General features: G+C 61.9%; 20 protein-coding genes. 10 read left to right on the top strand and 10 right to left on the bottom strand.

Annotation, left to right across the window (positions count from 1 at the left end):
• Window positions 1-74 precede the first annotated feature (74 nt).
• Window positions 75-3,650, bottom strand: a complete 3,576-nt coding sequence (gene dnaE, locus HMPREF2604_RS11505) for a DNA polymerase III subunit alpha (protein WP_070565611.1) — start codon at window positions 3,648-3,650, stop codon at window positions 75-77.
• Window positions 3,651-3,715: 65 nt separating this feature from the next.
• Here dnaE and rarD point away from each other — a divergent pair, with 65 nt between their 5' ends.
• Window positions 3,716-4,621, top strand: coding sequence for an EamA family transporter RarD (rarD, locus tag HMPREF2604_RS11500; protein ID WP_070562693.1), 906 nt, complete (start codon window positions 3,716-3,718; stop codon window positions 4,619-4,621).
• Here the strand turns inward: rarD and HMPREF2604_RS11495 are convergent.
• From HMPREF2604_RS11495 to lspA, 4 genes are read right to left on the bottom strand one after another with little or no spacing between them, the layout of a single operon-like run.
• Entirely contained in the window at window positions 4,618-4,887 is a 270-nt protein-coding gene (locus tag HMPREF2604_RS11495; RefSeq protein ID WP_070519902.1) for a type II secretion system protein, read from the bottom strand. The two genes, rarD and HMPREF2604_RS11495, sit on opposite strands and share 4 nt — an antisense overlap.
• Before the next feature lie 18 nt (window positions 4,888-4,905).
• Entirely contained in the window at window positions 4,906-5,505 is a 600-nt protein-coding gene (locus HMPREF2604_RS11490) for a hypothetical protein (RefSeq protein WP_070565484.1), read from the bottom strand.
• Window positions 5,502-6,425 (bottom strand): RluA family pseudouridine synthase, encoded by a 924-nt coding sequence (locus HMPREF2604_RS11485; protein ID WP_046647986.1) that lies wholly within the window; start codon window positions 6,423-6,425, stop codon window positions 5,502-5,504. Before HMPREF2604_RS11485 ends, HMPREF2604_RS11490 begins: the two co-directional genes overlap by 4 nt.
• The gene (gene lspA, locus HMPREF2604_RS11480) at window positions 6,409-6,939 is read right to left on the bottom strand and encodes a signal peptidase II (RefSeq protein ID WP_070562687.1); all 531 of its coding nucleotides are present in this window, start codon (window positions 6,937-6,939) and stop codon (window positions 6,409-6,411) included. Before lspA ends, HMPREF2604_RS11485 begins: the two co-directional genes overlap by 17 nt.
• Before the next feature lie 32 nt (window positions 6,940-6,971).
• Here lspA and HMPREF2604_RS11475 point away from each other — a divergent pair, with 32 nt between their 5' ends.
• On the top strand, window positions 6,972-7,919 hold the full coding sequence (locus tag HMPREF2604_RS11475; protein WP_070565482.1) for a DUF6263 family protein: 948 nt from the start codon (window positions 6,972-6,974) through the stop codon (window positions 7,917-7,919).
• A 125-nt stretch (window positions 7,920-8,044) separates the two neighbouring features.
• Here the strand turns inward: HMPREF2604_RS11475 and HMPREF2604_RS11470 are convergent, their stop codons facing one another.
• Window positions 8,045-8,674, bottom strand: coding sequence for a WKL family lipoprotein (locus HMPREF2604_RS11470; RefSeq protein ID WP_070519893.1), 630 nt, complete (start codon window positions 8,672-8,674; stop codon window positions 8,045-8,047).
• Window positions 8,675-8,780: 106 nt separating this feature from the next.
• On the opposite strand from HMPREF2604_RS11470, the gene HMPREF2604_RS11465 reads away from it, so the two are divergent.
• A complete protein-coding gene (locus tag HMPREF2604_RS11465) occupies window positions 8,781-9,716 on the top strand; it encodes an asparaginase (protein WP_070533294.1) in 936 nt (311 codons plus the stop codon).
• On the opposite strand, the gene HMPREF2604_RS11460 is transcribed toward HMPREF2604_RS11465, so the two are convergent.
• The gene (locus HMPREF2604_RS11460; RefSeq protein WP_070533297.1) at window positions 9,713-11,185 is read right to left on the bottom strand and encodes a DNA polymerase IV; all 1,473 of its coding nucleotides are present in this window, start codon (window positions 11,183-11,185) and stop codon (window positions 9,713-9,715) included. The genes HMPREF2604_RS11465 and HMPREF2604_RS11460 overlap by 4 nt on opposite strands.
• A gap of 111 nt (window positions 11,186-11,296) precedes the next feature.
• Between HMPREF2604_RS11460 and HMPREF2604_RS11455 the strand changes: the two genes are divergently transcribed.
• From HMPREF2604_RS11455 to HMPREF2604_RS11430, 6 genes are all read left to right on the top strand, one after another.
• On the top strand, window positions 11,297-12,289 hold the full coding sequence (locus HMPREF2604_RS11455; protein WP_070565609.1) for an ABC transporter ATP-binding protein: 993 nt from the start codon (window positions 11,297-11,299) through the stop codon (window positions 12,287-12,289).
• A 32-nt stretch (window positions 12,290-12,321) separates the two neighbouring features.
• A complete protein-coding gene (locus HMPREF2604_RS11450; RefSeq protein WP_070565480.1) occupies window positions 12,322-13,389 on the top strand; it encodes an ABC transporter substrate-binding protein in 1,068 nt (355 codons plus the stop codon).
• A 34-nt stretch (window positions 13,390-13,423) separates the two neighbouring features.
• Entirely contained in the window at window positions 13,424-15,085 is a 1,662-nt protein-coding gene (locus HMPREF2604_RS11445) for an ABC transporter permease (protein WP_070565478.1), read from the top strand.
• The gene (locus tag HMPREF2604_RS11440) at window positions 15,078-15,683 is read left to right on the top strand and encodes a metallophosphoesterase family protein (protein WP_083299252.1); all 606 of its coding nucleotides are present in this window, start codon (window positions 15,078-15,080) and stop codon (window positions 15,681-15,683) included. Before HMPREF2604_RS11445 ends, HMPREF2604_RS11440 begins: the two co-directional genes overlap by 8 nt.
• Before the next feature lie 127 nt (window positions 15,684-15,810).
• Window positions 15,811-16,452 carry a GntR family transcriptional regulator gene (locus HMPREF2604_RS11435; protein WP_070562676.1) on the top strand — a complete coding sequence of 214 codons (642 nt, stop codon included), beginning with the start codon at window positions 15,811-15,813 and terminating at the stop codon, window positions 16,450-16,452.
• A 107-nt stretch (window positions 16,453-16,559) separates the two neighbouring features.
• Entirely contained in the window at window positions 16,560-17,807 is a 1,248-nt protein-coding gene (locus HMPREF2604_RS11430) for an MFS transporter (protein WP_210384688.1), read from the top strand.
• Window positions 17,808-17,917: 110 nt separating this feature from the next.
• On the opposite strand, the gene ileS is transcribed toward HMPREF2604_RS11430, so the two are convergent.
• Window positions 17,918-21,115 (bottom strand): isoleucine--tRNA ligase, encoded by a 3,198-nt coding sequence (gene ileS / locus HMPREF2604_RS11425; RefSeq protein WP_070565474.1) that lies wholly within the window; start codon window positions 21,113-21,115, stop codon window positions 17,918-17,920.
• A gap of 363 nt (window positions 21,116-21,478) precedes the next feature.
• Here ileS and HMPREF2604_RS11420 point away from each other — a divergent pair, with 363 nt between their 5' ends.
• Window positions 21,479-22,552, top strand: coding sequence for an HNH endonuclease signature motif containing protein (locus tag HMPREF2604_RS11420; protein ID WP_070565472.1), 1,074 nt, complete (start codon window positions 21,479-21,481; stop codon window positions 22,550-22,552).
• Window positions 22,553-22,615: 63 nt separating this feature from the next.
• Here HMPREF2604_RS11420 and HMPREF2604_RS14140 read toward each other — a convergent pair whose 3' ends face one another.
• Window positions 22,616-22,786 (bottom strand): hypothetical protein, encoded by a 171-nt coding sequence (locus HMPREF2604_RS14140; protein ID WP_168163002.1) that lies wholly within the window; start codon window positions 22,784-22,786, stop codon window positions 22,616-22,618.
• 106 nt (window positions 22,787-22,892) lie between these two features.
• Window positions 22,893-24,023 carry a DivIVA domain-containing protein gene (locus HMPREF2604_RS11415; protein ID WP_070565470.1) on the bottom strand — a complete coding sequence of 377 codons (1,131 nt, stop codon included), beginning with the start codon at window positions 24,021-24,023 and terminating at the stop codon, window positions 22,893-22,895.
• Between the last annotated feature and the right edge of the window lie 97 nt (window positions 24,024-24,120).

Genomic DNA, 24,120 nt, shown 5'->3' with positions numbered 1-24,120 from the left:
AGCGTAACCCACGGGCGAGGCGCAGCCCGCTTCATTCTGTACTTTTATTCAGCACCCGAACGAAGCATGCTGTCTCAGCCCAGGATGCCGGCGCCCATCGTCGCCTTGAGATCACCCATGAGGTTGCTGGAGCGCTCCACACGCAAATGCTCACCAAGGACCATCATGGTGGACTCTTCGCCGTCGACAAGCGTGAGGTACACATCCGACTCGCCCTTGTTGTTGACCAGGACCTGCTTGAGGCGCGCAATGTTGTCCATCGTGCACTGATCCGTGCGCATGGTCAGGCGCAGCGGCAGGCCGGCACCGTTGCCGGGACCAAGATCGGGGATGCGGATATCGGAGCAGAACAGGGACATGCGCTCATCGCGGATCTTCACCTGCACCTTGGCCAGGATGATGTTATCTTCCGCGATCTGCGCGGCCACCAACGAATACACCTGGTTAAACACGAGGATGTCTACCTGTGCACCGTTGTGGTCCTCCATGCTGACGATGGCCCAGGGCGAGCCATCACGCTTGGAAAAGCGCCTGTCAACGCCCGAGATAATGCCGCCAATCACCAGCTCTTGGCCATTGCCCACCTCACCGTTGAGGATCTTCGTAATCGGGGTATCGGTCTGCGCGTTGAGGGCTTCTTCGAATCCGTCGAGCGGGTGGCCGGAGACATACAGGCCCAGCATTTCCCTCTCCAGGGCCAGCTCGTGCTTGCGGTCCCAGTTCTCGTCCGGAATATCGATGGCGAAGGCGGAGACGGACTCGCCTTGCCCTTCCTCCCCGCCAAAGCCGGCGAAGAGATCGAATTGGCCCTTGTCGGCCGCCTTCTTCGTCGTCTGCACCGAATCCACGGCATCTTCGTGGATGAGCATGAGTCCCTTGCGCGGATGCCCCAAAGAATCGAAGGCACCGGCCTTGATGAGGGATTCGGTGACGCGCTTCGAACAGGCCGCCAGCTCGATTTTGTCCAGGTAGTCGGAGAAGGACGTATAGGCGCCTTTCTCCCGCCTAGTCTTCACGATGGAATCCACCACATCCCCACCAACGTTGCGGATAGCGCCCATGCCGAAGCGGATATCATCGCCCACGGCCTGGAAAGTCTCCACCGATTCATTGACATCCGGGGAGAGCACGCGGATGCCCAGGTGGCGGCAGTCGGCCAGGTAGATGGCGGACTTATCCTTTTTGTCACCCACCGAGGTCAACAGCGCAGCCATGTACTCCGGCGCATAGTAGGCCTTGAGATAGGCCGTCCAGAAGGACACCAAGCCGTAGCCTGCGGCGTGGGACTTGTTAAACGCGTAGGAGGCGAAGGGCTCGATGGTGCCCCACAGAGCGTCCATCGCTTCCTTGGAGTAGCCGTTGTCCTTCATGCCGCCCCAGAACTTGTCGTACTGTTGCGCCAAGACTTCGGGCTTCTTCTTACCCATGGCCTTACGGAAGCCGTCTGCCTCGCCGGCGGTGTAGTTTGCCACCTTCTGCGAGATACGCATGATCTGCTCCTGGTACACGATGAGACCGTACGTCTCATCGAGGATTTCCTTGAGCGGCTCCTCCAGCTCGGGGTGGATCGGAGTGATTTCCTTGCGCCCATTCTTGCGGTCCGCGTAATCCCAGTGCGCGTTCACGCCCATCGGGCCCGGGCGGTAGAGCGCCAGCGAGGCCACGATGTCCTTAAAACCAGTCGGTTTCATGCGCTTGAGCAGCTCCTGCATGCCGCCCGAGTCCAGCTGGAACACGCCCAGGGTATCGCCGCGCGAGAGCAGGTCATAGACCTTCGAGGCTTTCGGGTCGTCGGCGTGAAGGTCTTCGAGGTGGACTTCCTCGCCACGGTTTTTCTTGATGTTCTCCAGGCAGTCACCAATCACGGTGAGGTTGCGCAGGCCCAGGAAGTCCATCTTCAGCAGCCCGATGGCCTCGCAGGCCGGGTAGTCCCAGCCGGTGATGTAGGCGCCGTCGGCTGGGCGCTTCCACATCGGAATGTGGTCCATGAGGCGCACCGAAGCCATAATCACGGCACACGCGTGCACGCCGGCTTGGCGGACCACGCCCTCAAGACCACGGGCGGTCTCGTAGATCTTCTTGACGTCCGGGTCGGTCTCAATCATCTGCCGGACCTCGGCCGCCTCCGAATAGCGCTCGTGCTCCGGGTCCATGATGCCGGCGAGCGGGATGTCCTTGGCCATGATGGCCGGTGGCAGTGCGCCGTTAATGCGGTCGGCCATCTGGAAGCCGGGCTGGCCAAAGTGCACCTTCGCGGAGTCCTTAATAGCCTGCTTCGTCTTCACGGTGCCGAAGGTGATCACCTGCGCCACCTTGTCCTCGCCCCACCTCTCGGCGGCGTAGGTAATCATCTCGCCGCGGCGGCGATCATCGAAGTCGATATCGATATCCGGCGCGGAGGGGCGCTCCGGGTTCAGGAATCGCTCGAAGAGGAGATCGTGCTCGATCGGGTCAATATTGGTAATCGTCAGCGCGTAGGCCACGAGCGCACCGGCCGCCGAACCACGGCCCGGACCAACGCGAATGCCGATGGAACGCGCGTGCTTAATAAGCTCGGCCACGATAAGGAAGTAGGACGGGTAGCCCTTCATATCGATGACGCTGATTTCGTACTCAGCACGGTCGATGTACTCCTGTGGAACATCCCCACCGGGGAAGCGATCCTTGAGTCCTTCCATAACCTCATGGGTCAGCCAGGAGGTTGGGGTGTGGCCTTCGGGGACGTCGGCAATCGGCATGCGGTCGTGGGTATGTTCCTCCCAGATCTTGCCGTAGTCTTGCACGCGCTCCGCAATCCACAGAGTGTTATCGCAGGCTTCCGGGACCATATGGTCCCACAGCTCACGCATCTGGGCGGCAGATTTGATGTAGTAGCCGGTGCCGTCGAACTTGAAGCGGTCCGGATCCATGAAGGTCTTGCCGGTCTGCACACAGAGCATCGCCTCGTGCGCGGGGGCTTGGGTTTCCAGCACGTAGTGGCAGTCATTGGTCACCAGCGGCGGCAGGTCCAGCTTGCGGCCGATTTCCAACAGGCCATCGCGCGTGCGCTTCTCGATGTCCAGCCCATGGTCCATGAGCTCCAAGAAGAAGTTGTCCTTGCCGTAGATGTCTTGCCACATAGCGGCGGCCTCTAACGCCTCATTGAACTGGCCCAGGCGCAGGCGGGTCTGCACGTCACCCGATGGACAGCCGGTGGTGGCGATGATGCCCTCGGCATGCTCGGCAATCAATTCCGCGTCCATGCGCGGCCACTTGCCCAATTGGCCTTCATAGGAGGCCAGGGAGGACAGCGTGAACAGGTTGCGCAGGCCGGTCTCATTTTCCGCCAGCATGGTCTGGTGCAGGTAGGCACCGGAAGCGGAGACGTCATCGCGCTTCTGGTCCGGGGTTCCCCACAGCACGCGCTTCTTGTTGAAGCGTGACTCGGGCGCAAGATAGGCCTCGATGCCGATGATGGGCTTCACGCCAGCACTCGTCATCCTTTGGTAGAAGGCATTGGAGCCATACATGTTGCCGTGGTCTGTCATGCCGACGGCAGGCATTCCTTGGCGAACCACCTCATCCGCCAACATATCCACCTTGGCCATGCCATCCAGCATGGAGAACTCGGTGTGGTTGTGCAGGTGGACGAAGGAGGAGTTTTTGGCCATGCGGCTCATCTTAGCGGGGACGTCAAACTTCGCCCGTAGCTCCTCGCTGAGGTACATTTTCTTAAATGTTCTACACTATTGCTGCCTATCTCATGTGGGGCTTCTTCCCGGCGTTTTTCCCGCTTCTGCGCCCCGCCAGCCCTTTCGAGATCTTGGCCCACCGCATCGTGTGGACCGCGGTTCTTGTCACCGCAATGCTCTTGGTAACCGGCGGCTGGCGCGAGTTACGCGCGTTCAGCTTGCGCACCTGGGGGTGGATGCTCGCCTGCGGCGTGGCCATCACCATCAACTGGGGAACCTACGTCATCGCCATCAACAGCGACCACGTGGCCGATGCCGCACTTGGCTACTTCATCAACCCGCTCGTCTCCGTGGCCCTAGGAATCATCTTCCTCAAGGAAAAGCTGACGAAGGCGCAGGTGGCGTCGGTCAGCATCGCCTTCATCGCAGTGTTGTGGCTGACCTTCATGACCGGTCAGGCCCCTTACTACTCACTGGCCCTAGCCTTCAGCTTCGGTATCTACGGCCTGCTTAAAAAGCGCATCACGGTCTCCTCCATGGGGTCGGTGGCCGCGGAAACGATTGTCATGCTCCCCTTCGCACTCATTTATCTGGGCTACCTGCAGGCACAGGGCGAATCCACCTTCATTACCGAAGGCCCCGGGCACATCGCGCTGCTGATTACCTCCGGCCTCGTCACCGCCCTACCGCTGCTGTGTTTCGCGCAGGGTGCTAAGCACCTGCGCCTGTCTACCCTCGGCATGCTGCAGTACATGACCCCCATCATGCAGATGCTGTGGGCGCTGTTCGTGACCCAGGAGCACATGTCCACCGAACGCTGGATTGGCTTTGCCATCATCTGGGTTGCGGTGATCATCTACCTTGCGGACTTGGTGCGCATGGGCCGCGCTTCTCGACGCCGCGCCCGCCTCCACCCTGCCGACGCATCACGCGCCACCGCAGAGGGCTAGCGGCGCTTCAGCTCCTCGCGCGCTTGCTTAGCCTGGGCGCGCCGGGCGGATTCCTCGCGCGCGTTCAGCGCCCACCGCGGCATGAGGACGGCCATGGCGATGCAGTAGATGGCCACCACGATGAGAATGCCGAGGGCGAGCTTGTCCGCACCCCAGATCCCTTGCGCGATGGCAGCCCCAGAGGCGATGAAAGCGCCCGCCCACATCAAGAGGTAAGCAAAGCGGTAGTTCGGCGGCCACGTAGAGGTGTTCGGAAACAAGCGCATGTCTTCTCCTTGACTGTTTTAGCGGTTCTCGTTCTGTCCGACGTTAGCGGGCGGGCGCACGCCGAAGGATCCCCAGGCGGCATCGTCGGGGGCAACCTCCACGGTATCGACCCGCGGGTCGGAGGCGAGTGCGCGCAGTTGGGTGCCCGCAGAATAGACCACCACCGCATCAACGTGCGTGGGGACTTCCTCGCCCATGCCATTGGCTTGCGCAGCCACGCGGGCGAACACCGCCTCGATGACGTCGGCGCGCTCGGCCCCTGTGACGGGTTCGGGAACAGCGATGGGGGCAGCCAAGCCGATCACGATGGCATCCATGCGCTGGATTGGTTGCAGGGCCTCAGAGACGTCGTGCGGACTCAGCGGCTTAGTAAAACCCACCAACGCATAGGCTGGCTTATCCGCCTGCGCCAGCGAGGCCTCCGCGCGCTCGCGGTATTCGGCGGCAGTCTCGGTTCCATCCGGGCCCAGCTGATCTCCCTGCAACGCCGAGCGAGGCTGCGTGCCAAGCAGACCGAAAAGGACAATCACCACCAGCGCCAACACGGCCAGCAGCACCAACGCCGCGGTGCGGCGGCGCCGATAGATGCGCTGGCGTGTGCTCCGCTGCGGGCTCATCCGCGCAATACCTCCACGGCGTGCTTGAGATCGTCCGGGTAGGGTGCGGTGCATTCGAACCACTTGCCGGTGCCCGGGTGAGTAAAACCGAGCTCGACCGCGTGCAACCACTGGCGGTTAAGGCCCACGCGTTTCGCCAGGTTCGGGTCGCAACCATACATCGGGTCGCCCACGCAGGGATGCCCAGTAGCAGACATGTGCACGCGGATCTGGTGGGTGCGGCCGGTCTCCAGGTGGACTTCAAGGAGGCTGGCCTCGCGGAAGGCCTCGAGCAGCGTGTAGTGCGTCACCGCCGGCTTGCCGTCATCAATGACCCCAAACTTCCAGCCCGCGGAAGGATGACGCCCGATAGGCGCATCAATGGTGCCGACGATGGGATCGGGCAGGCCCTGGACCACGGCGTGATAGGTCTTTTTCACGGTGCGCTCGCGGAAGGCGTTCTTGAGCTGCGAGTAGGCCCGCTCACTAGCTGCGACCACCATGACGCCTGAGGTACCCACGTCGAGGCGGTGGACGATGCCCTTGCGTTCGGTAGGGCCGGCGTCGGCAAGCGCATAGCCCGCCGCCCGCAGCCCGCCGATGACGGTGGGCCCATCCCAGCCCAAAGTCGGGTGCGCGGCCACCCCCACGGGCTTGAACACGCAGATGACATCCTCGTCCGCGTAGAGGACATCCATGCCCTCCACCAGCTCTTCCTTAGGGATGAGCGGCTCCTCGGGCGCTGGCATCATGACGTCGATCCAGCCACCGGCGCTTAAGCGCTCGGACTTGCCCACGGCCGCACCGTCGATTTCCACATCACCCGCCGTGCACAGCTGGGCCACGCGGGCGCGGGAAATGCCCAGGAGCTTGGCCAAGGCGGCATCCACGCGCATGCCATCGAGACCTTCGGGCACCGGCAACCTACGGCTTTCGCGCATTACTCTCCCCCGTTTCCTTTTCTTCAGCTTTCTCGTGCATCTCCGCCCAAAACATCGCAATGATGAAGACCACGACTCCACAGGTAATGGCCGCATCCGCGATATTGAAAACAGCGAAGCTGCCCACGGAGATGTAATCCACCACGTGGCCGAACCAAAACCCTGGCTCGCGCACGAGGCGGTCGATGAGGTTGCCCAGAGCACCGCCGGCGATCATCGCCAGCCCGATGGCCTGCCACTTGTCATGAATGCGCGGGGCGGCGATTGCTACACCAACAACGAAGGCGAGTTGGATAGTGGTAAACAGCCACGTCGAGCCTTCCCCTCCCATAGAGAAGGCGGCGCCGGGGTTAAAGAGAAGGTAGAAGCGGAACCAGTCACCGATTACCGGTAGGGCTTCGCCTTCCGTGAGGATGGACAGCATCAGTGCCTTCACGGCTTGGTCGACGGCGGCCACACCGAGCACCACCGCAACCATCACTCCGATATAACTCCTTGCTTTCACTCGTTCCATTCTAAACAGGCTCATCCGGTAATTTGGAATGCGTGTTTCGTGTGAGAGCTCTAGCAGTCCTGTCCGCCACCGTCTTGGGAGTCAGCGGCGCGCTCGCCGGCTGTTCCTATTCCCAGCCGGCCAAGCCAGTCGAGGAGCCAGTGGGCTTAGCCCTCGACGCCCCGCGCGTCACCCTCCTAGAACCCGGTGACGACGCAAGCCGCGTTGTGGCGTATAAGGATCTCGATGCCACTCAGGAGCTGACCTATGAGGTCGCCACGGGTTTTGACCAGCAATTGCGCAAGGACGGCAGCTCGGCTCCTGCACCAGCGACCAAGGACAAGGTCACCCTTCCGCTACAGGCCTCGGTGGAGGCTGCCACCGAGAATGTTGAGGGCCAGTTGCCGGCCAGCCGCAACGCCTTCGTTACCGTGGGCAAACCTGCGGCCGAAGGCGCGGACGTCTCCTCCGCCGAGGGCTTCCAGTTTGGGTGGCGCGGCACGGATAGCGGGCAAATGAACTCGCTGCGCCTTGCCGCCCCGCAGGCCGCAACCGACGAGGCCCGCAGCACTGTGGAGCACGCCATCACCAGCCTGACCTCGCTGCCCATCGTCTTCCCGGATGAGGAAATTGGCTCCGGCGCTCAGTGGGTCGTGGAATCGCGCGTTACCGGCGAGTCCACGCTGCTGCAAACCACGACCTATACCTTGGACAAGCTCGACGGGGATATCGCCACGCTCAACGTCGAGGTTGAGCAGCGGCCGTCCCTGGGCGCGCTCTCCTTCGACGGCGCTGACGCCCCCGAGGAGCTGCGGGGCAAAGAGCTCAAGGTCATGGACACCACGTCGACGTCGAAGGGCACGGTCACCGTTGATCTGACCAAACCACTTCCCACAGCCGGCGATGTCTCCGTGACTACTGCCATTTCTTATGGTGCGGACAGCTCCGATCTTCGCGTGGTGCAAACCAGCGCCACCGATATGACGTTCACCACCGACTAGTCCGCTGCGCGCCGCGCCTGCCCCGCATCAGGCAACCGCGCGCCGACCTTCGGACAGCGCAGCGCCCGCCACCCACCGGCTCTCAATCCAGTGTGGTGGCGGGCGGTGAAGCTTGAATCCCAGTCTTACTGAGCCGGGGCGTCGGCTGGGGCCTCAGCGCCTTCTGCCGGGGCGTCGGCAGGAGCTTCGGCGCCTTCAGCGGGGGCGTCGGCAGGCGCCTCTGCGCCTTCCGGTACGGAATCAGCACACATCTCCGGCACCTCTTCCGGCGGGACGATGTTGGTGACCAGGACACAGGCCCACGTCTTGGACAGCTTCCACGTGCCGCCCTCGTTGATGAACTCCACCTGGTCGGCGGTCTGCTGTTGGCCGTCCGGGGTATTGATGTGGACGGTCGCGAGCGCGGAATCCGGCACGAGGCCCGGGATGACCGGGGCAACGACCTCGAAGGTGGCACCGGACTCGGCCTGGGACTGCGACATGACGTCGAAAAGCTCCGGCGCCGTCTCACTGCCCTGGACCAGCTGGACCTTCTCTTCCTGCGGAAGGTTCGGGTCGGCGGCCTTGGTCAGGATCTCATTGAGCTGCTCCACGGTAGGCATCTCGGTGGAGGCCACCTGCGATGCGGAGGTTTCGCCCGAAGGCTTAGCGGCGGTGCTGTTCTCGGTGTCTGCATCCTCGGAAGACGAGCAGGCAGCCAGGGCAGTCGCGGCGCCCAGGGCCACAACGGCGGCGCTCAGCTTGAAGGATTTCACAAATACTCCTCACGTAGGGGATCGTGGTTTATCCCTTTTACTTTAGCGTCCACGACCGCCGCCCTGGGGTTCCCGCGCAGGTGCGTGCCTGTAGTAGCCTGCTGTCATGACTTTCGCCCTCATCGCCACCGGTGGCACCATCGCCTGCACGACGGTCCGTGACGGATCCCTGGTCCCCACCGTCAGTGGGCAACAGCTAGCCCAATTCCTCGACGCTGAAGTCGGAACACACGACATTGAGGTGGTGGAATTCCGCGCGCTGGATTCCAGCTCGATTACTTTGGCAGACCTCGATGAGCTACTGCTGTGTGTGCGCCAGCACCTTGCGCGCCCAGAGATTGATGGTGTCCTCATCACGCACGGCACCGATTCCATGGAGGAAACTGCGCTGGCGTTATCCCTCTTCGACCTCGGCGAGGGGCCCATCGTGCTCACTGGCGCGCAGCGCGCCTTCGACCACCCGGCTGGTGATGGCCCGCGCAATCTGCGCGATTCCTATGAGCTCCTGCGTTCCGGAAAGCCCGGCGTGTGGGTGCAATTCGGCGGCAAGACCATTCCCGGACGCGGCGCGCGCAAATGGCATACTTCGCAGCTCAACGGCTTTGAGGAGCTACCGGTGGGTGACTCCGCTCTGCCGCCGTTGCCGCTCTCCCCCATGGCGCAACACCCCGTTGAGATCATCGCCGCCTACCCGGGTGCCGGTGCCGCGCTTGTCGACGCCTCCCTCAACCACACCCAAGGCCTCGTCATCGAAGCCATGGGCTCGGGGAACATGGGTGAAGAGATGGGAGCCGGGGTTGCCCGCGCGCTGCAAGCGGGTGTGCCCGTGGTGATTAGCACCCGCACGCCCTACGGAGCCACCAAGCTGGCCTATGGCGGCGCAGGTGGCGGTGCCACCTTGGGCGAGATGGGTGCGGTGGCCTCCGGTGGATTCCGAGCCGGCCAAGCCCGCATTATGCTCGCCGCGGCACTTGCCACCGGCACACCGGTGGCAGAGATGTTTAACCCAGCACCGCCCACCGCGGCTTATACCGCGGGCTAGCTATCCTCGCGTGACGGTTCCGCCCCAGCGGTGTCAATCTCGGGCCCATCGGCCTCGGTGGCGTCGCCTGGCAGCGCCCCCTCCCAGGCCAGTGAGTCCAATGGATCGGCCGGGTGGAGGTCTTCATCCTCAGCCGCGAAAGAGCGCACGAACCCCGGGCCCGTAGCGCGAGTTTCAAAGCGCACGCTGACCACCCCGTGACCGGCGCCTTGAATCCAGCCGTGGCCAAACTCGGAGTGGTAGACGTCCTGGGTAGCATGCCAGCGGCGCATCGAATCCGATCCCGCTTCTCCCAGCGATTCCGACTCTGCTCCGGGCTCTGCCTCGGGTTCCGGCGCGCCGGGCAGGTGATCGCTGACGCCAGTCTCGTAATCCGTATCCGGAGCTGGACGCACGACCTCGCGGTCTAGCTCCGGAAACAGCACGTCTTGGCGGGCCTCCTCCAACCCCGAGTAGCTCACCCCGACCAGCCTGATGGGCCCGAGCTCCTCCGGGTAGCGCGCCAAACTCAAGGCCTTAGCCTCGAGGACCTTCAGGTCATCCGTGGCATAGGGCAACGTGGCCGAGCGGGATTCGATGTGGAAATCCGCCATCCGCAGCTTCACCGTCACCGTGCGCGCGCCGCGGCCGTCCTTGAGCAGGCGGGAATGCGCGCCCTGCGCCGCGCGGATTAGTGCCGCATCCACCTCCGCCGCCGTGCGCAGGTCCGTGGGGTAGGTGAACTCGGTGGAGATTTGTTTAGCAATCGCGCGCGGGGCGACCGGACGCTCATCAATCCCTTGGGCGAGCTTCCACAGCTGCACGCCCACCACGTTGCCCAGTGAGATCTCGACTTCCTTGCGGCTCATCGCCGCCAGCTGTCCGATAGTCTCCACGCCAATGGCTGCGAGCTTCTGCTGGGTGACTGGGCCCGCTCCCCAGAGCTTGCCCACCGGCAGCGGGTGGATGAGCTCATCGAAGCGCTCCTGGGGCACGATGAAAGTCCCGTCCGGTTTGGCCTCCCCTGACGCAATCTTCGCGCTTTGCTTGCCTGCACCGGCGCCGATGGAGCTGGGAAGGCCCGTCTCAGCTCGAATCACTCGGCGCAGATTCTCCGACCACTCACGGACTTCGGCGGGCGTGGCTCCGGCGAGTGCGGCCGGTTCCATGAAGGCCTCGTCGATGGAGAGCTGTTCGATGACCCCCGCATGCTGCGCAATAATTCCAAATACCCGGCGCGAGGCCGCCACATACACCGCCCGGCGCGGCTGCACCACCACGGCTTTATAACCCACGAGCTGCTGCGCGCGGAACATGGGCATTGCGGAATGAGCTCCATATGCGCGGGCCTCATAGGAAGCACCGGCGACGACGCCGCGTCCGCTCGTTCCTCCCACCAGCACAGGCCGGCCGCGCAAGGTAGGGCGGGTGAGCTGCTCCACCGACGCAAAGAACGCGTCCATGTCGATGTGAAGAACCCAGCGTTGCATGTGCTCCAGTTTAAACACCGCGTATCCGTCACCCATTATTCATGTTTCTTTACCACCTTCGTAACCCCAACGCCCCCATCCGCTTACTTTACCGCCCTAACCTTTTTCGCCGTGACTTCTCAACTCTCGCCCCAACAACCCGCCTCCCAGGCCCACGTGGTCGTTACCGGCATTAAGCGCGAGTTCGCGGACAACACTGGTCTCCATGCCACTGACCTCGTCATTAACTCCGGCGAGTTCATCTCCATCCTCGGCCCCTCCGGTTGCGGTAAGTCCACGCTTCTGCGCTGCATCGCAGGCCTGGAAACCCCTGATACTGGAACCATTACCTTCTCCGATAAAGAAGTGTTCGGCCCACACACGAACGTTCCCGTTAATAAGCGCAACCTGTCCATGGTGTTTCAAGATCTGGCGCTGTGGCCGCACATGACTGTGGAGAAAAACATCGAGTTTCCCCTCACCACCGCGGGTAACAAGCTGTCTTCTGTGGAACGCACAGAACGTGTGCGCGCGTGCATGGACATGGTCGGAATTACCCCGAAGGCACAAGCTCGCCCCAATCAACTCTCCGGTGGCCAGCAGCAGCGCGTAGCCATCGCCCGCGCGCTTGTGTCCAACCCGCAGTTGCTACTAATGGATGAACCTCTCTCTGCGCTCGATGCTGCCCTGCGTGTTCAGATACGTGCCGAGCTCACTGCCTTGGTCCACGGCTTAGGCCTCACGGTCATCTACGTCACCCACGATCAGTCCGAGGCTCTGTCCATGTCGGACCGCGTCGTCGTCATGAAGGACGGCGTCATCGAACAGTTCGCCGATCCTGTCACCCTCTACGACTCCCCTGCCACCCCCTTCGTCGGTGGCTTCGTGGGTACTATGAACCGCCGCGCCGGGCTTCCCGACGTCCGCCCGGAAAACCTCACCGTCCTTGACGCGGAGGAAGACATCGGGTCTTTCCCGCACCACGTGGACGGAATCGTCCGCACCGCTCAGTACATCGGCGGACGCTACGAGCTGCACTGCGATGTCGAAGGCGCTGACGAGCCTTGGGTGGCTTACAGCCGCTCTCGAGTCGATCGTGGTTCGACGGTACGTCTTGCGTACTAGTCACATCCGTTTTCTACTTTTAAGGATTCTCCATGCTGTATAAGAAGCTTTCTCTCGCCCTCGCTGCTTCCGCTCTGGCTCTGGCTGGCTGCGGTTCTGTTGATTCCGCTGACTCCACCGACGCATCCTCCGCCGACAACACCGGTGCTGAAACCAGCGCCGAGGCCTGGGAAGCCCCGGAGGGACTGTCCGGCGAGCTGGACTACTACTCCGCGAACCCGCAGGGCCTTACCGACGCCCTCGTCGAAGCCTTCGAGGAAAAGACCGATGTCAAGGTCAACGTCTTCGCCGACACCACCGGCAAGATCACCGCCAAGCTCAAGGCGGAAGAGGCTAACCCGCAGGCAGACGTGGTCTACTTGGCTTCTTGGTCCGCTGCTTCCAAGCAGGACAAGGCAGGCGCTCTGGCGGAGTACACCCCGGAAGGTGCTGACAAGATCACCTCGAGCTGGGTATCCAAAAACGGCACCTTCACCGGCCGCGATGGCTCCGCGTTGGCACTGGTGACCAACACCAACGTGGTGGACTCCGCTCCTCAGGACTGGGAGGACCTCGCTGACGAAAAGTACAAGGATCAGGTCATTATGCCGGATCCGCGCGAGTCCGGCACCGCCGCTGACCTCATTGCCGCCATGGTGGATCAGTGGGGCGAGGACAAGACCTGGGAGCTCTTTGACAAACTCTTCGACAACGGCATGATTGTCCAGGGCGCTAACGGTCCGGCCCTGGACCAGGTCACCTCCGGTTCTCGAGGCATCGTCATGGGTGGTGTGGACTACTCCGCATACTCCGCTCAGGCCAAGGGCGAGCCGCTTGAGGTTGTTATCCCCTCCTCCGGCACTACCGTAACCCCGCGACCGGTCATGATCCTCAAGACCACCGACAACAAGGACGCTGCCGAAGCTTTTGTCGACTTCATGTTCTCCGATGAGGCACAGGAGATTTCTGCTTCCAAGAACATGATCCCGGCCAACACCGAGATCACCCCGAAGAACGGCCCGAAGCTGGAGGAGATTGAAACCCTCAACGAGGATCTCGATGGCATCGCCTCCTCCTCCAAGGACATCAAGGAAAAGTTCGCTGAGCGCTACCTGAAGTAGCCTCTACTATCTCACCACGGAGCAACCCCACCTTATGAGCACCACTATCCGCAGCCCTCAGCGAACTCTCGGCATTTATGCAGTACTCTTCGTGCTGCTCGTGCTTGTCGCTGCGCCATTGGTATCGGTGCTCATCAGCGCTGTGGTGGGGTACCGCGATGAGCCTTCTTCTCTCCACAAGATTGTGGAGCCGGGAATGGGAGAGGTGCTGCTCAATACGGTCGTCCTCTCCCTCCTCGTGGTGGTCTTTTCTACTCTGTTCGCCGCCCCGCTAGCTTTCCTGCGCGCGTGGACGTCTTTTTCTAAAGCGAACTGGATAGAAATCGCCATCATGATTCCTTTCATGACCCCGCCTTTTGCCGCAGCAATGGCGTGGATGGATTTCACCCGCCGCGGTGGAGTCTCCGAATTGCTCTTCGGGCATACCGTCGGCAAGCTCGCGCATGACGCCATTTACTCGGTTCCTGGCATGGCTTTCATCATGGCGTGCGAGCTCTTCCCCTTCCTCTATCTCATCCTGCGCAACTGTCTGACCTCAATTCCTGCATCCTCTCTGGAAATGGCTCAAGTCGCAGGCGCCAGCCGGTGGCAACAGATTAGTCGCATCATCCTCCCCACCGTCGTGGGCCCCTATTCACTGGGCGCACTGATCATTTTCATCAAGGCTGCCGGCGAGTTCGGCACCCCAGTTACCTTGGGAAACGCCATCGGTTTCACGGTCCTCGTCTCCTCCATCTACCAAGACGTCACCATCGACCCGTTGAGTTTCTCCGATGCAGCAGCCTCCTCATCGGTGTTGTTTGCACTTGGTGTGGGCGCATGGGCATTCCAGCAATGGGTCTCGCGGCGCGACCTTACCGGTGGTGGACGAGTATCCCGCCAAGTCTCGCTCCGCATCGGCACCGCAGGCAAGGTCCTTGGCAGCTTAGTTGCTTTCCTCATCATCGCCTGCTCGGTGCTCATCCCGTATATTTCCATCACCCTGGCAGCCATGACCATTCTGCGATCCGCGCCCCCAACGCCTCAAAACCTCACCTTCGACTATTTCGCCATCGTCCTGCAGATGCCTTCCGCTCAAGAAGCTTTGCTGCGTTCCATCGCCCTCGGTGCAATTGGCGCCACAACGGCGGTCATCCTCGGCATCGCGGTCACCTTGCTCACCCAGCGAACCAGGCAGATCAGCGCCCGTGTTGTCGACTTCCTTGCTGTAGCACCGGATACCGTCCCCGGAATCGTTCTCGCCATTGGCTTCATTCTCCTATGGAACGCTCCCTGGCTGCCATGGACACCTTATGGCTCCATGATCATCCTCGTCATGGCTTTTACTGTTCTCTTCCTGCCGATGGCGGTGCAGAACATCAAGACCTCCGCTGGCGCGGTTTCCCCTTCGGTCTACGAGGCAGCCGCCGTGTCCGGCGCCTCCGCCTCCCACACGTTGCGCAGCATCACCTTGCCGCTGCTTGCCCCGGGTATCTTTGCCGGTTGGCTGCTGGCGTTCTTTGTGGGCTTCCGCGAGCTCGTCATGTCCTCCCTGATCCGCCCGAGCCAGCTCAATCTCCTTGCGCCGTGGATCATGAACCAATTTGACCAGGGCCACCGCGCTGAAGCCATGGCTATGACGCTCATCGGTGTAGGAACCTCCACTGTCGTGCTAGTCCTAATCACGTGGTGGCAAGGAAGGAGGGCACGTGGCTAGTATCCTCATTTTCGCGGACCTTCACCTTGGCCGCCCCGACGCGCCAGGCATGGAGTGGGTGCTAAACGTACTGGAGGTCACGACTGCGGATGCATGTATCTGCCTCGGTGACATCATTGACCGCAAAGCCGACGCAGCCACCTACGTACCCCAAGCACAGAAAGTCATGGCTCGCGCATGCGAGCTTTTCAGCGACGTCCATTTCATCTCCGGGAATCACGACGTCCACCACGAACTCAGTTTCTCTTCGCCTGTAACGGTTCATTCCGCCGACGTTCACTCCTTTCACTGCGCCGGCGCTACCGTTGTCACCGCCGCGGTAGCTGCCGATCCCGATCCCCGCACACTCACCTTTCCAACGCGCCAGAGCAACGAGCCGCATCTGGGATTACTGCACTCATCAGTGACCGGTGAATTCTCTAAAGGCATATGCTTGCCCACGACACCCGAACAGCTACAGGCCTGTGGCTTCGACGCATGGATTCTTGGCCACGTCCACACTCCACAAGTGCTTCAGGACAATCCCTTTATCGGTTGGGTCGGTATGGGAGAGGCAGTGCTTTACGACGTCCCCACTTCCTCCCTCACTCGCCTCTAACACATCTCCTACCTGACCACACGCGCCGCTCAGAGAACTAGCTCTCACTTGCCCACCGCGTGATCAATGTCTCACGAATTGGCGTTTGCGCTAGACCGAAAGCACCGCATGCATGCATCATGTATACATGCAAAAAGACAAGGTACCCGCCGCGGAACGGGCCTACGATCACCTCAAGCGCCGCATCATCGATGACGACATCGATGACTCGGAGATGCTCTCCGAGGCCGCCCTTGCCGCCGAGCTGGGAATGAGTAGAACCCCGGTGCGCGAGGCTTTCCTCCGCTTGGAGGTGGAGGGATTCTTGAAGCTCTACCCCAAGCGCGGTGCACTGGTCGTACCGATTAGCCCCCGCGAAATCCGTGAGGTCTACGAGGCGCGCCTCCTCGTGGATGAGAACTCTGCCCGCCATATTTGTGGACTGTCCGCAGAGGAGCGCGGCCTCATCGCCGATGTCCTCGTCGCCACCATCGATGAGCAAAAGGCCGCCCTCGACGCTGGCGATCTGGGCACCTATACCCAACTGGATGCGAAGTTCCACCAAACCATCATGGACAACGGCGGCAACCGCCTCCTCGCCCACCTCGGCCACACCTTGCGCGAGCGCCAACAGCGCTTTACCGCAACTGCCATCGGCCGCAGCGTCGAGAAGGCACGCGGCTTCGTGGCCCAGCACGCCTTGCTTGCCGACGCCCTCCGCACCGGCGACATCGACACCTACCTGACCGAACTCCATTCCCACCTCAACTCCTCAAGGAAGCAACTGTGACTGTCTCTGCGCATTCGAACCCGCTTGTCGAGGCGCCCACTCCCCAACCCGACGCCCCCACAGACGCCGACACCACCGAAAGCACTGAAAGCGCTGCCACCCCAGGCTTGCCCAGCCGCTCCGCCGAAGCGCCGCTGCCTAAGCGCGCGTGGTTCCCCGTCGCCGGTTCGATGATCGCCGTGGCGTGGGGAGGAAACGAGTTCACCCCGCTGCTGGTGATGTACCGCGAGACCTCGAATTTTTCCCAGGTGACGGTCAACGGGCTCTTAGCCGCCTACGTGGTTGGCATCATCCCCGCACTGCTCATCGGTGGCCCACTGTCCGATCTGCTCGGCCGCCGCCCATTGTTGCTCCCCGCGGCACCGCTGTCCTTGGTGGGATCTTTCTTGCTCTCCATCGCCCCCAACGAACCACTCATCATCGCGTTGGGACGCGTCTTGTGCGGTATGGCATTAGGCCTAGTCATGGCGGTGGGTTCAACGTGGATTACGGAGCTCATCACGCGCGCCGGCGGCGACCCAGCGTCCGGCGCTCGTAAGGCTTCGTTGTGTTTGACCGCCGGCTTCCTCGTCGGCGCGGGTATCGCTTCGGTGCTGGCCCAGTGGGGGCCATGGCCGACTCACACGGCCTATATCCTCCACATGCTGCTCACGCTGTTGACTGCCGTGTGGCTCCTGCATACGCCTGAGACCCGCCAGCCCAGCCGAGGCGATGTCAAGACCACCATCCTGGAGCTCAGGGTGCGTGACATGCTGGAGATGCTCCACATCCCCGCCGCTGCGCACAAGCGTTTCCTGCGTGTCGTCGTGCCCGTGGCCCCCTGGGTCTTTGGCTGCGCGGGAGCGGCCTATGCGCTCCTTCCACAGCTGCTATCCGAATCCGCTGGAAACGCCCCCATCGCTTTCTCCGGCCTGATGACCGTCATCACCCTGGGCTGCGGCGTGGCCGTCCAGATGCTGGGCCGCCTAGTTGATACCCACAAGTCCGCGCGAGCCTCGGCCCTGTCGATGTTCGTCATCACCGTCGGCGCAATCCTCGGGGCGTTTGCTGCTCACTCACTGTCCCTGCCGCTCGGCATCGCGGCCGCCGCCACGATGGGCTCGGGATACGGTTTGGCGCTGGTCGCTGGATTGTCCGAGGTCCAGCGCATCGCGGGCGAGCGAGAGCTCGCCGGCTTGACCGCCGTGTACTACTCCATTTCCTACACTGGCTTCTTCATCCCGATGGCCTTTAGCGCGCTTGCGCCCTATATCGGCTTCACGGCGTTGTTCAGCATCGGCAGCTTCTTGGCGCTGGTGTGCCTCATCAACGTCATCCTTGCGTGGCGCGCACACCTGCCCGGCACCCGCCGCTAGCGAAAACACCCCGTCATCGCGGCCCCCTCCGGGCCGCCTTGCGCCACCAGTGCGCAAATGCTCAAAGCTCCGCCTCCCACTCGAGGGAAGCGGAGCTTTTCGCTGCGGATTTAGGCCTTGGCCACGGTAGCCGTCACGCCCTTGAGGACATCATGGATGTTCTGTCCATCGCTTGGCTCGAGAGCCTGGGCCGTCACAGTGAAGTCGACGGCAAGCACCTCCGCCGCGATGTGCTCGCGGTGGCGATGAGCCCACTCTTCCTTCTCCGCTGGAACGGAGAGAACCACGGTGATGCGGTCAGTCACCACGAAATCCTCGGCCTTACGCGCATCCTGCAGGCCGCGGATGACATCCGCTGCCCAGCCCTCTGCCTCGAGCTCCTCCGTCACCTCGGTATCCACGGCGACGAGGCCATCGAGCCCTTCCACACGAGCCGTCGACTTCGCATTCGCCGCCATGAGGCGCTCGGTGTACTCGTCCGGGGACAGGCGGATATCGCCGTCGACCACGACGTCCTCGCCCTCGCGCACGTAGTTGCCCGCCTTGAGGTTCTTGATGGCTCGCTGAACATCCTTGCCCAAGCGCGGTCCGGCTACCTTGGCGTTGCACACGACCTCGAAGGTGCCCACCGCGTCGACATCGTCGGTAAGCTCAACGTCCTTAACGTTGACCTCATCCCGGATGATGTCCTTGAAATCCGCCAGGCGCGCCGAATCCTTCATCGCCACCGTCAGCTTCGGCAGCGGCAGGCGGTTGCGCAGCTTGTTGGACTTGCGCACCGAGGACGCCGCGGAGGCCACCGCGCGGGTGGCATCCATGGCGGCCACGAGGGCATCGTCAGCCGGGTAGTCCTCGGCCTTCGGGTAAGAAGCCAAATGCACGGAACGCTCACCGGTCAGGCCGCGGTAGATAACCTCGGCCACATGCGGCAGCAACGGCGCCACCACGCGGGAGACCGTCTCCAGGACCGTGTAGAGCGTGTTGAAGGCCTCCGGATGGGCTTCCTCGCCCTCCCAGAAACGGTCACGGGAGCGGCGCACGTACCAGTTGGTCAGCGCGTCCGCGAAGAGGCGGACCTCCTCCGTTGCCGAAGCAATATCGGTATTCGCCAGCGCGTCGTTGGTGTTCTTCACCAAGTCATGGGTCTTGGCCAAGATGTAGCGGTCCAGCACGTTGGTGGAGCTCACGTCGAACTTTGCGTCCTGGGAGGCGTAGAGCTGCAGGAAGGTGTACGAGTTCCAGATCGGCAGGATGGCCTGGCGCACGCCCTCGCGGATGCCCTGCTCGGTGACGATGAGGTTGCCGCCGCGCAAGATCGGCGAAGACATGAGGAACCAGCGCATCGCATCCGAGCCATCGCGGTCGAAGACCTCATTCACATTCGGATAGTTGCCCTTGGACTTCGACATCTTCAGGCCATCATTGCCCAACACGATGCCGTGGGCGACAACCTTCTTGAACGCCGGGCGGTCGAACAGGGCGGTGGACAACACGTGCAGGAGGTAGAACCAGCCGCGCGTTTGGCCGGAATACTCCACGATGAAGTCCGCCGGGGAATGCGTCTCAAACCATTCCTTGTTCTCAAACGGGTAGTGCTTCTGAGCGAACGGCATCGAGCCGGACTCAAACCAGCAATCCAACACATCCGGCACGCGGCGCATCGTGGACTTGCCCGTCGGATCATCCGGGTTCGGACGAGTCAGCTCATCAATGTACGGGCGGTGCAGGCTCGTCGGACGCACGCCAAAGTCACGCTCCAGCTCATCCAGCGAGCCATAGACATCGACTCGCGGGTACTCCGGGTTATCGGAGATCCACGCCGGGATCGGAGCGCCCCAGTAGCGGGTGCGGGAGATGTTCCAGTCGCGAGCGCCCTCCAGCCACTTGCCGAACTGGCCGTCGCGGATGTGCTCCGGCAGCCACTCGATCTCATTGTGGTTGAGCTCGACCATGCGGTCACGGAACTCCGTCACCTTGACGAACCATGCAGGCAGCGCCATGTAGATGAGCGGCTCGCCGGAGCGCCAGGAGTGCGGGTAGGAGTGCTCGATGGTCACGTGGCGTACCACGCGGCCAGCGGCCTTGAGGTCCTTGATGATGGCCTTGTTGGCATCGAAGACGAGCTGGCCTTCATACGGCGGTACCTGGGAGGTAAACTTGCCGTCCTCATCCACCGGGATGACCAGGCCCACGCCGTACTTCTGGCAGGTGAGCATATCGTCCTCACCGAAGGCCGGGGCCTGGTGGACCACACCGGTGCCGTCCTCGGTGGTGACGTAGTCAGCAAGCAAGACCTGGTACGCATTCTCCACGTCCGGGAAGAATCCGAAGATGGGCTCGTACTTGAAGCCCTCCAGCTCCGCGCCCTTGAACGTCTTGAGGACTTCCACCTCACCCAGCTCCTTCGCCAGGGTGCCGGTCAGTGCTTCAGCCATCACGAAGGTACGGCCAGCAAAGTCGCCCTCGGTGGCCTTGAACAGGACGTAATCAACCTCCGGGTGGACCGCCAGAGCCAGGTTGGACGGCAGGGTCCACGGGGTGGTGGTCCAGGCGAGGAAGGAGGCGTCGGCAAGCTCGGCGTTCTCCGCCAACGTCTTCTCCGCCGCACTTCCCTCCACGGCACCAGCCACCGGGAACGTCACCGTCAGGGTCGGGTCCTGACGCATCTTGTAGGAGTCATCCAGGCGGGTCTCCTGGTTCGACAGGGAGGTGTGCTCCGCCCAGGAGTACGGCAGAACCCTAAATCCCTGGTAGATCAGGCCCTTGTCATAGAGCTCCTTGAACGCCCACATGACAGACTCCATGTACTCCAAGTCCATGGTCTTGTAGCCGTTCTCGAAATCCACCCAGCGAGCCTGGCGGTTGACATACTCTTCCCACTCATCGGTGTACTCGAGGACGGACTTGGCGCAGTACTCGTTGAACTTCTCCAGGCCCATCTCCTCGATCTGGCCCTTGTCCGTGATGCCGAGCTGCTTTTCTGCCTCCAGCTCCGCCGGCAAGCCGTGCGTATCCCAGCCAAAGACGCGAGGGACGTGATTGCCGGCCATGGTGCGGTAGCGCGGGACGATGTCCTTGACATAACCGGTCAGCAGGTGGCCGTAGTGCGGCAGACCGTTGGCAAAGGGAGGGCCGTCATAAAAGACATACTCGGGGCAGCCTTCGGTCTGCTCGAGGCTGGCTTTAAAGGTGTCGTCGGCCTTCCAGTACTTCTGGACTTCCTGCTCCATATCGGGGAAACGGGAAGACCCAGCAGTCATATCGACTTTGGGATAAACACTGCCGACGTTCGCGGGGTTGTTGCTCATCTAAAAATTCCTTCACTCGTTCGCTGTGACGGGGACGCGCCGTACGGCTCGCGGTACCACCCCGCTTGGGCGCCGAGGCGCCCCGCTTCGTTGATGTGAAGGAGATGACGGTCCCTACCCGCCCGGTTCTAATAATGCGACGCTCACGCGCCTCACGTTCTTCCGGAATGCTCCCCGGTGATAGCCGGCTCACTGCATATAGCTCCAAAGTATAACCGAGGGGTCAAGTTTTCACAGGCGCAGGTTCCCGTGAACCCCAAAATAGAAACGACAGTGCACAAAAGAGGTGCCTGAGAAACAGTTTTCCACAGGAACATTTTTTCTAATGCGCGCAGCTCAGAAGGTGTTTTATGCTCCACAAATATGAACGCGCTACAGACTTTCCTCAACGCACTCGGGGCCGGCATCGATGTCATCGCCGAGTGCGAAGGCATGTCTGAAGCAGACCTCATCGCCGCCGGTTCCCCCGACAAAACTGCCGCGCAGTTGGTGCGGCTGCACACGAGCTTCTTTGGCAAGACCGCCATGACCAAGATGCAACGTGATGCAGTGAAGGCTGCGCGCCAGCGCGGCCACTCATTGCCCACTCTGGAGATCATTGACCGCTATGCCCGCAAAGCCAAGACGCAGGCATTGGGATGGAAGTTGCGCCTGGAGCTGTGCCGGACCAGCGCCGATACCCTCGCGATGGAAAAGCTGGCGAAGAAGAAGCTCAAAGAACACTCGGCCCCGCCCGCACCGAAGGAGGGCGTGACCATCTACCGCCGCCGCAATGCACCGTGGACGATGGCAATCACAGGCCCCGCGCAAATGATTGCAGAGCTTAGCGACGCCGTCGACCGCGAACGTCCCCTCGAATCCATCCGCGAAGCTTTCTTCAAAGGCGCCGCCCCGCGCCGCGGTTTGCAAACCAATATCTTGGTCCCGCTGGATGCAATGACGAAGATTCTCAACGGCGACGGCGAGGAAATCACGCTGCAGATGACCAACGGCGCAACGATGACCGGCGCGGAATACCTCAACAAGGTCATAGCCGAAGAGATCGACCTCGATGGCGCGCTGGCGACTCTCTTCCACCCCTATCACGGGCCGGTCAACCTCTACTATGAGGAGCGCTCCGCCAGCATCAAGCAGCGCATCATGGCCATGGCTGAGTTCCCGGTCTGTGCTTGGGGCTCCTGCATGAAGCCCGCCGATGAATGCCAAGTTCACCATCTCATCGCGTGGAAGAACGGCGGGTATACCAACCAGGAAAACCTGGTGATGCTGTGCCCGTATCACAATGGCGTGAACCAGGACGATCCGAACGCGCCACCGGGACGCGGCCGCATGGCCCGGGTCAACGGAACGGCCACAAAGACGTACGGTCCCCTCCCGCCGCCCACGCCTCTGCAAGCGCCTCCCGGGCTATTCGACGCCCCGGAAAGAGACGACTAGGAGCGACACAACTAGGTGTCTTCGCAGAAAAAGCCCTCCACCCAGAACTCCTGGGGGCGAGGGCTACTCGTCGTGCTTGCGGCGCAGTTTAATCACGGTATCTGCGATAAACAGAACAATGCCTACCCCGGCAGAAGCAAAGAGCAGGTACAGAGACCACTCAGAGGCGGAGAGGATGTAATTCACGAACGCCAAGAAGGCCACAAAGGCCAAAAGTAATGCACCGATAAGCATGCGCGCTCTCCTTCCCCGCCACGCCTGAAAAATCAATACCTACTAAGAATACATACCCACAGAAAAGAATAACGGCGCCCCCGCAGGGACGCCGCTGATTCAGTGATTAATTGTTGGACTTGCCGGCTTCACCGTTGGGAGCAGCGGTACCGCGGGACTCCAGCTCCTCAAGCTGAGACTGCAGCAGCGTCTTGAGGCGGGTACGGTACTCGCGCTCGAAGGTGCGCAGCTCGGAGATGCGAGCCTCCAGAGCGGTCTGCTGCTGCTTGACCGTGTTCATGACCTCGGTGTGCTTCTTCTCGGCATCGGCCTGCAGCGCAGCTGCTTTCTCCTCTGCCTGGCGAATCTGCGCCTCGGCGCGGGACGTAGCGTCGGACTCAGTCTGCTTTGCCTTGTTCTCAGCGTCCGCCACCAGCTTCTTGGAGCGGGTATCGGCCTCCTGCAGCTGAGCTTCGTAGCGCTTCTGGGCGTCCGCGAGCTGGGCCTTGGAGTGGGAGTCAGCGTCGGCAAGCTGCTTCTCTGCCGCCGTGCGGGCCTCAGCCAGCATGGACTCGGAATCAGCCTTGGCCTCGCTGGTGAGACGGTCCGCCATCTCCTGAGCCAAGCCCAGCACGCGGGCTGCCTGCATATGAGTATCCGGGGTAGCCAGGCCCTGTGCGTTGGACTGGGCAGCGCCCACACCAGCCACGGCAGCGGCGGAAGAGGCGGTGGTGGAGGCTGCGGAGTTCTTCTTTGCGGACTCCAGCTCCTTCTTCGTGTTCGCCAGTTCCTTCTTGGAAGCCTCGAGCTCGCGCTTGGCGGCGGCAGCTTCCTCGCGAGCTGCCTTGAGCTCGGCGGAGTTGTCCTTTGCCTGAGCAGCCGACGCCTGGGAAGACTGTGCCTGAGCAGCCTTTGCCTGCTCCTGCGCACGCTTCGTCTCTTCCTTGGCCTTGGCAATCTCATTCTTGGAGTCAGCCAGCTTTGCCTCGTACTCGGCGCGAAGCTTGGATTCAACTTCCTTGCGCACAGCGGCCTCGTCGACCTTAGCGGCAGTAGCGCCGCCAGCGGCGCCGGCCGAAGTCTGAGACTTCAGTTCCTCAACCTGGGCGTGGAGATCATCGTTCTCGTCCTGCAGCTGAGCAAGAGCATCCTCAACGAGGTCGAGGAACTGATCTACCTCATCCTCGTTGTAGCCACGCTTGCCAATTGGCGGCTTGCTGAAAGCGACGTTGTGTACATCAGCGGGTGACAGTGGCATTGACTTCTCTTCCCCTTACGAATCGGTCAAACCTCTAGAGGTTCCAGAGGCCGGGTACATATGCGGTTAATAATACGGATTTTGCTAACTCATTGTA

The organism is Corynebacterium sp. HMSC055A01, assembly GCF_001809405.1.
GTDB classification, from domain to species: domain Bacteria; phylum Actinomycetota; class Actinomycetes; order Mycobacteriales; family Mycobacteriaceae; genus Corynebacterium; species Corynebacterium hesseae.
This window is presented reverse-complemented; position numbering and strand designations above follow the sequence as displayed.

Bases quoted from the DNA above. Each gene is read 5' to 3' on its own strand.
- dnaE (WP_070565611.1), bottom strand. From the start codon at position 3,650: ATGGCCAAAAACTCCTCCTTCGTCCACCTGCACAACCACACCGAGTTC.
- rarD (WP_070562693.1), top strand. From the start codon at position 3,716: ATGTTCTACACTATTGCTGCCTATCTCATGTGGGGCTTCTTCCCGGCG.
- HMPREF2604_RS11495 (WP_070519902.1), bottom strand. From the start codon at position 4,887: ATGCGCTTGTTTCCGAACACCTCTACGTGGCCGCCGAACTACCGCTTT.
- HMPREF2604_RS11490 (WP_070565484.1), bottom strand. From the start codon at position 5,505: ATGAGCCCGCAGCGGAGCACACGCCAGCGCATCTATCGGCGCCGCCGC.
- HMPREF2604_RS11485 (WP_046647986.1), bottom strand. From the start codon at position 6,425: ATGCGCGAAAGCCGTAGGTTGCCGGTGCCCGAAGGTCTCGATGGCATG.
- lspA (WP_070562687.1), bottom strand. From the start codon at position 6,939: ATGGAACGAGTGAAAGCAAGGAGTTATATCGGAGTGATGGTTGCGGTG.
- HMPREF2604_RS11465 (WP_070533294.1), top strand. From the start codon at position 8,781: ATGACTTTCGCCCTCATCGCCACCGGTGGCACCATCGCCTGCACGACG.
- HMPREF2604_RS11460 (WP_070533297.1), bottom strand. From the start codon at position 11,185: ATGCAACGCTGGGTTCTTCACATCGACATGGACGCGTTCTTTGCGTCG.
- HMPREF2604_RS11450 (WP_070565480.1), top strand. From the start codon at position 12,322: ATGCTGTATAAGAAGCTTTCTCTCGCCCTCGCTGCTTCCGCTCTGGCT.
- HMPREF2604_RS11445 (WP_070565478.1), top strand. From the start codon at position 13,424: ATGAGCACCACTATCCGCAGCCCTCAGCGAACTCTCGGCATTTATGCA.
- HMPREF2604_RS11435 (WP_070562676.1), top strand. From the start codon at position 15,811: ATGCAAAAAGACAAGGTACCCGCCGCGGAACGGGCCTACGATCACCTC.
- ileS (WP_070565474.1), bottom strand. From the start codon at position 21,115: ATGAGCAACAACCCCGCGAACGTCGGCAGTGTTTATCCCAAAGTCGAT.
- HMPREF2604_RS11420 (WP_070565472.1), top strand. From the start codon at position 21,479: ATGAACGCGCTACAGACTTTCCTCAACGCACTCGGGGCCGGCATCGAT.
- HMPREF2604_RS14140 (WP_168163002.1), bottom strand. From the start codon at position 22,786: ATGCTTATCGGTGCATTACTTTTGGCCTTTGTGGCCTTCTTGGCGTTC.
- HMPREF2604_RS11415 (WP_070565470.1), bottom strand. From the start codon at position 24,023: ATGCCACTGTCACCCGCTGATGTACACAACGTCGCTTTCAGCAAGCCG.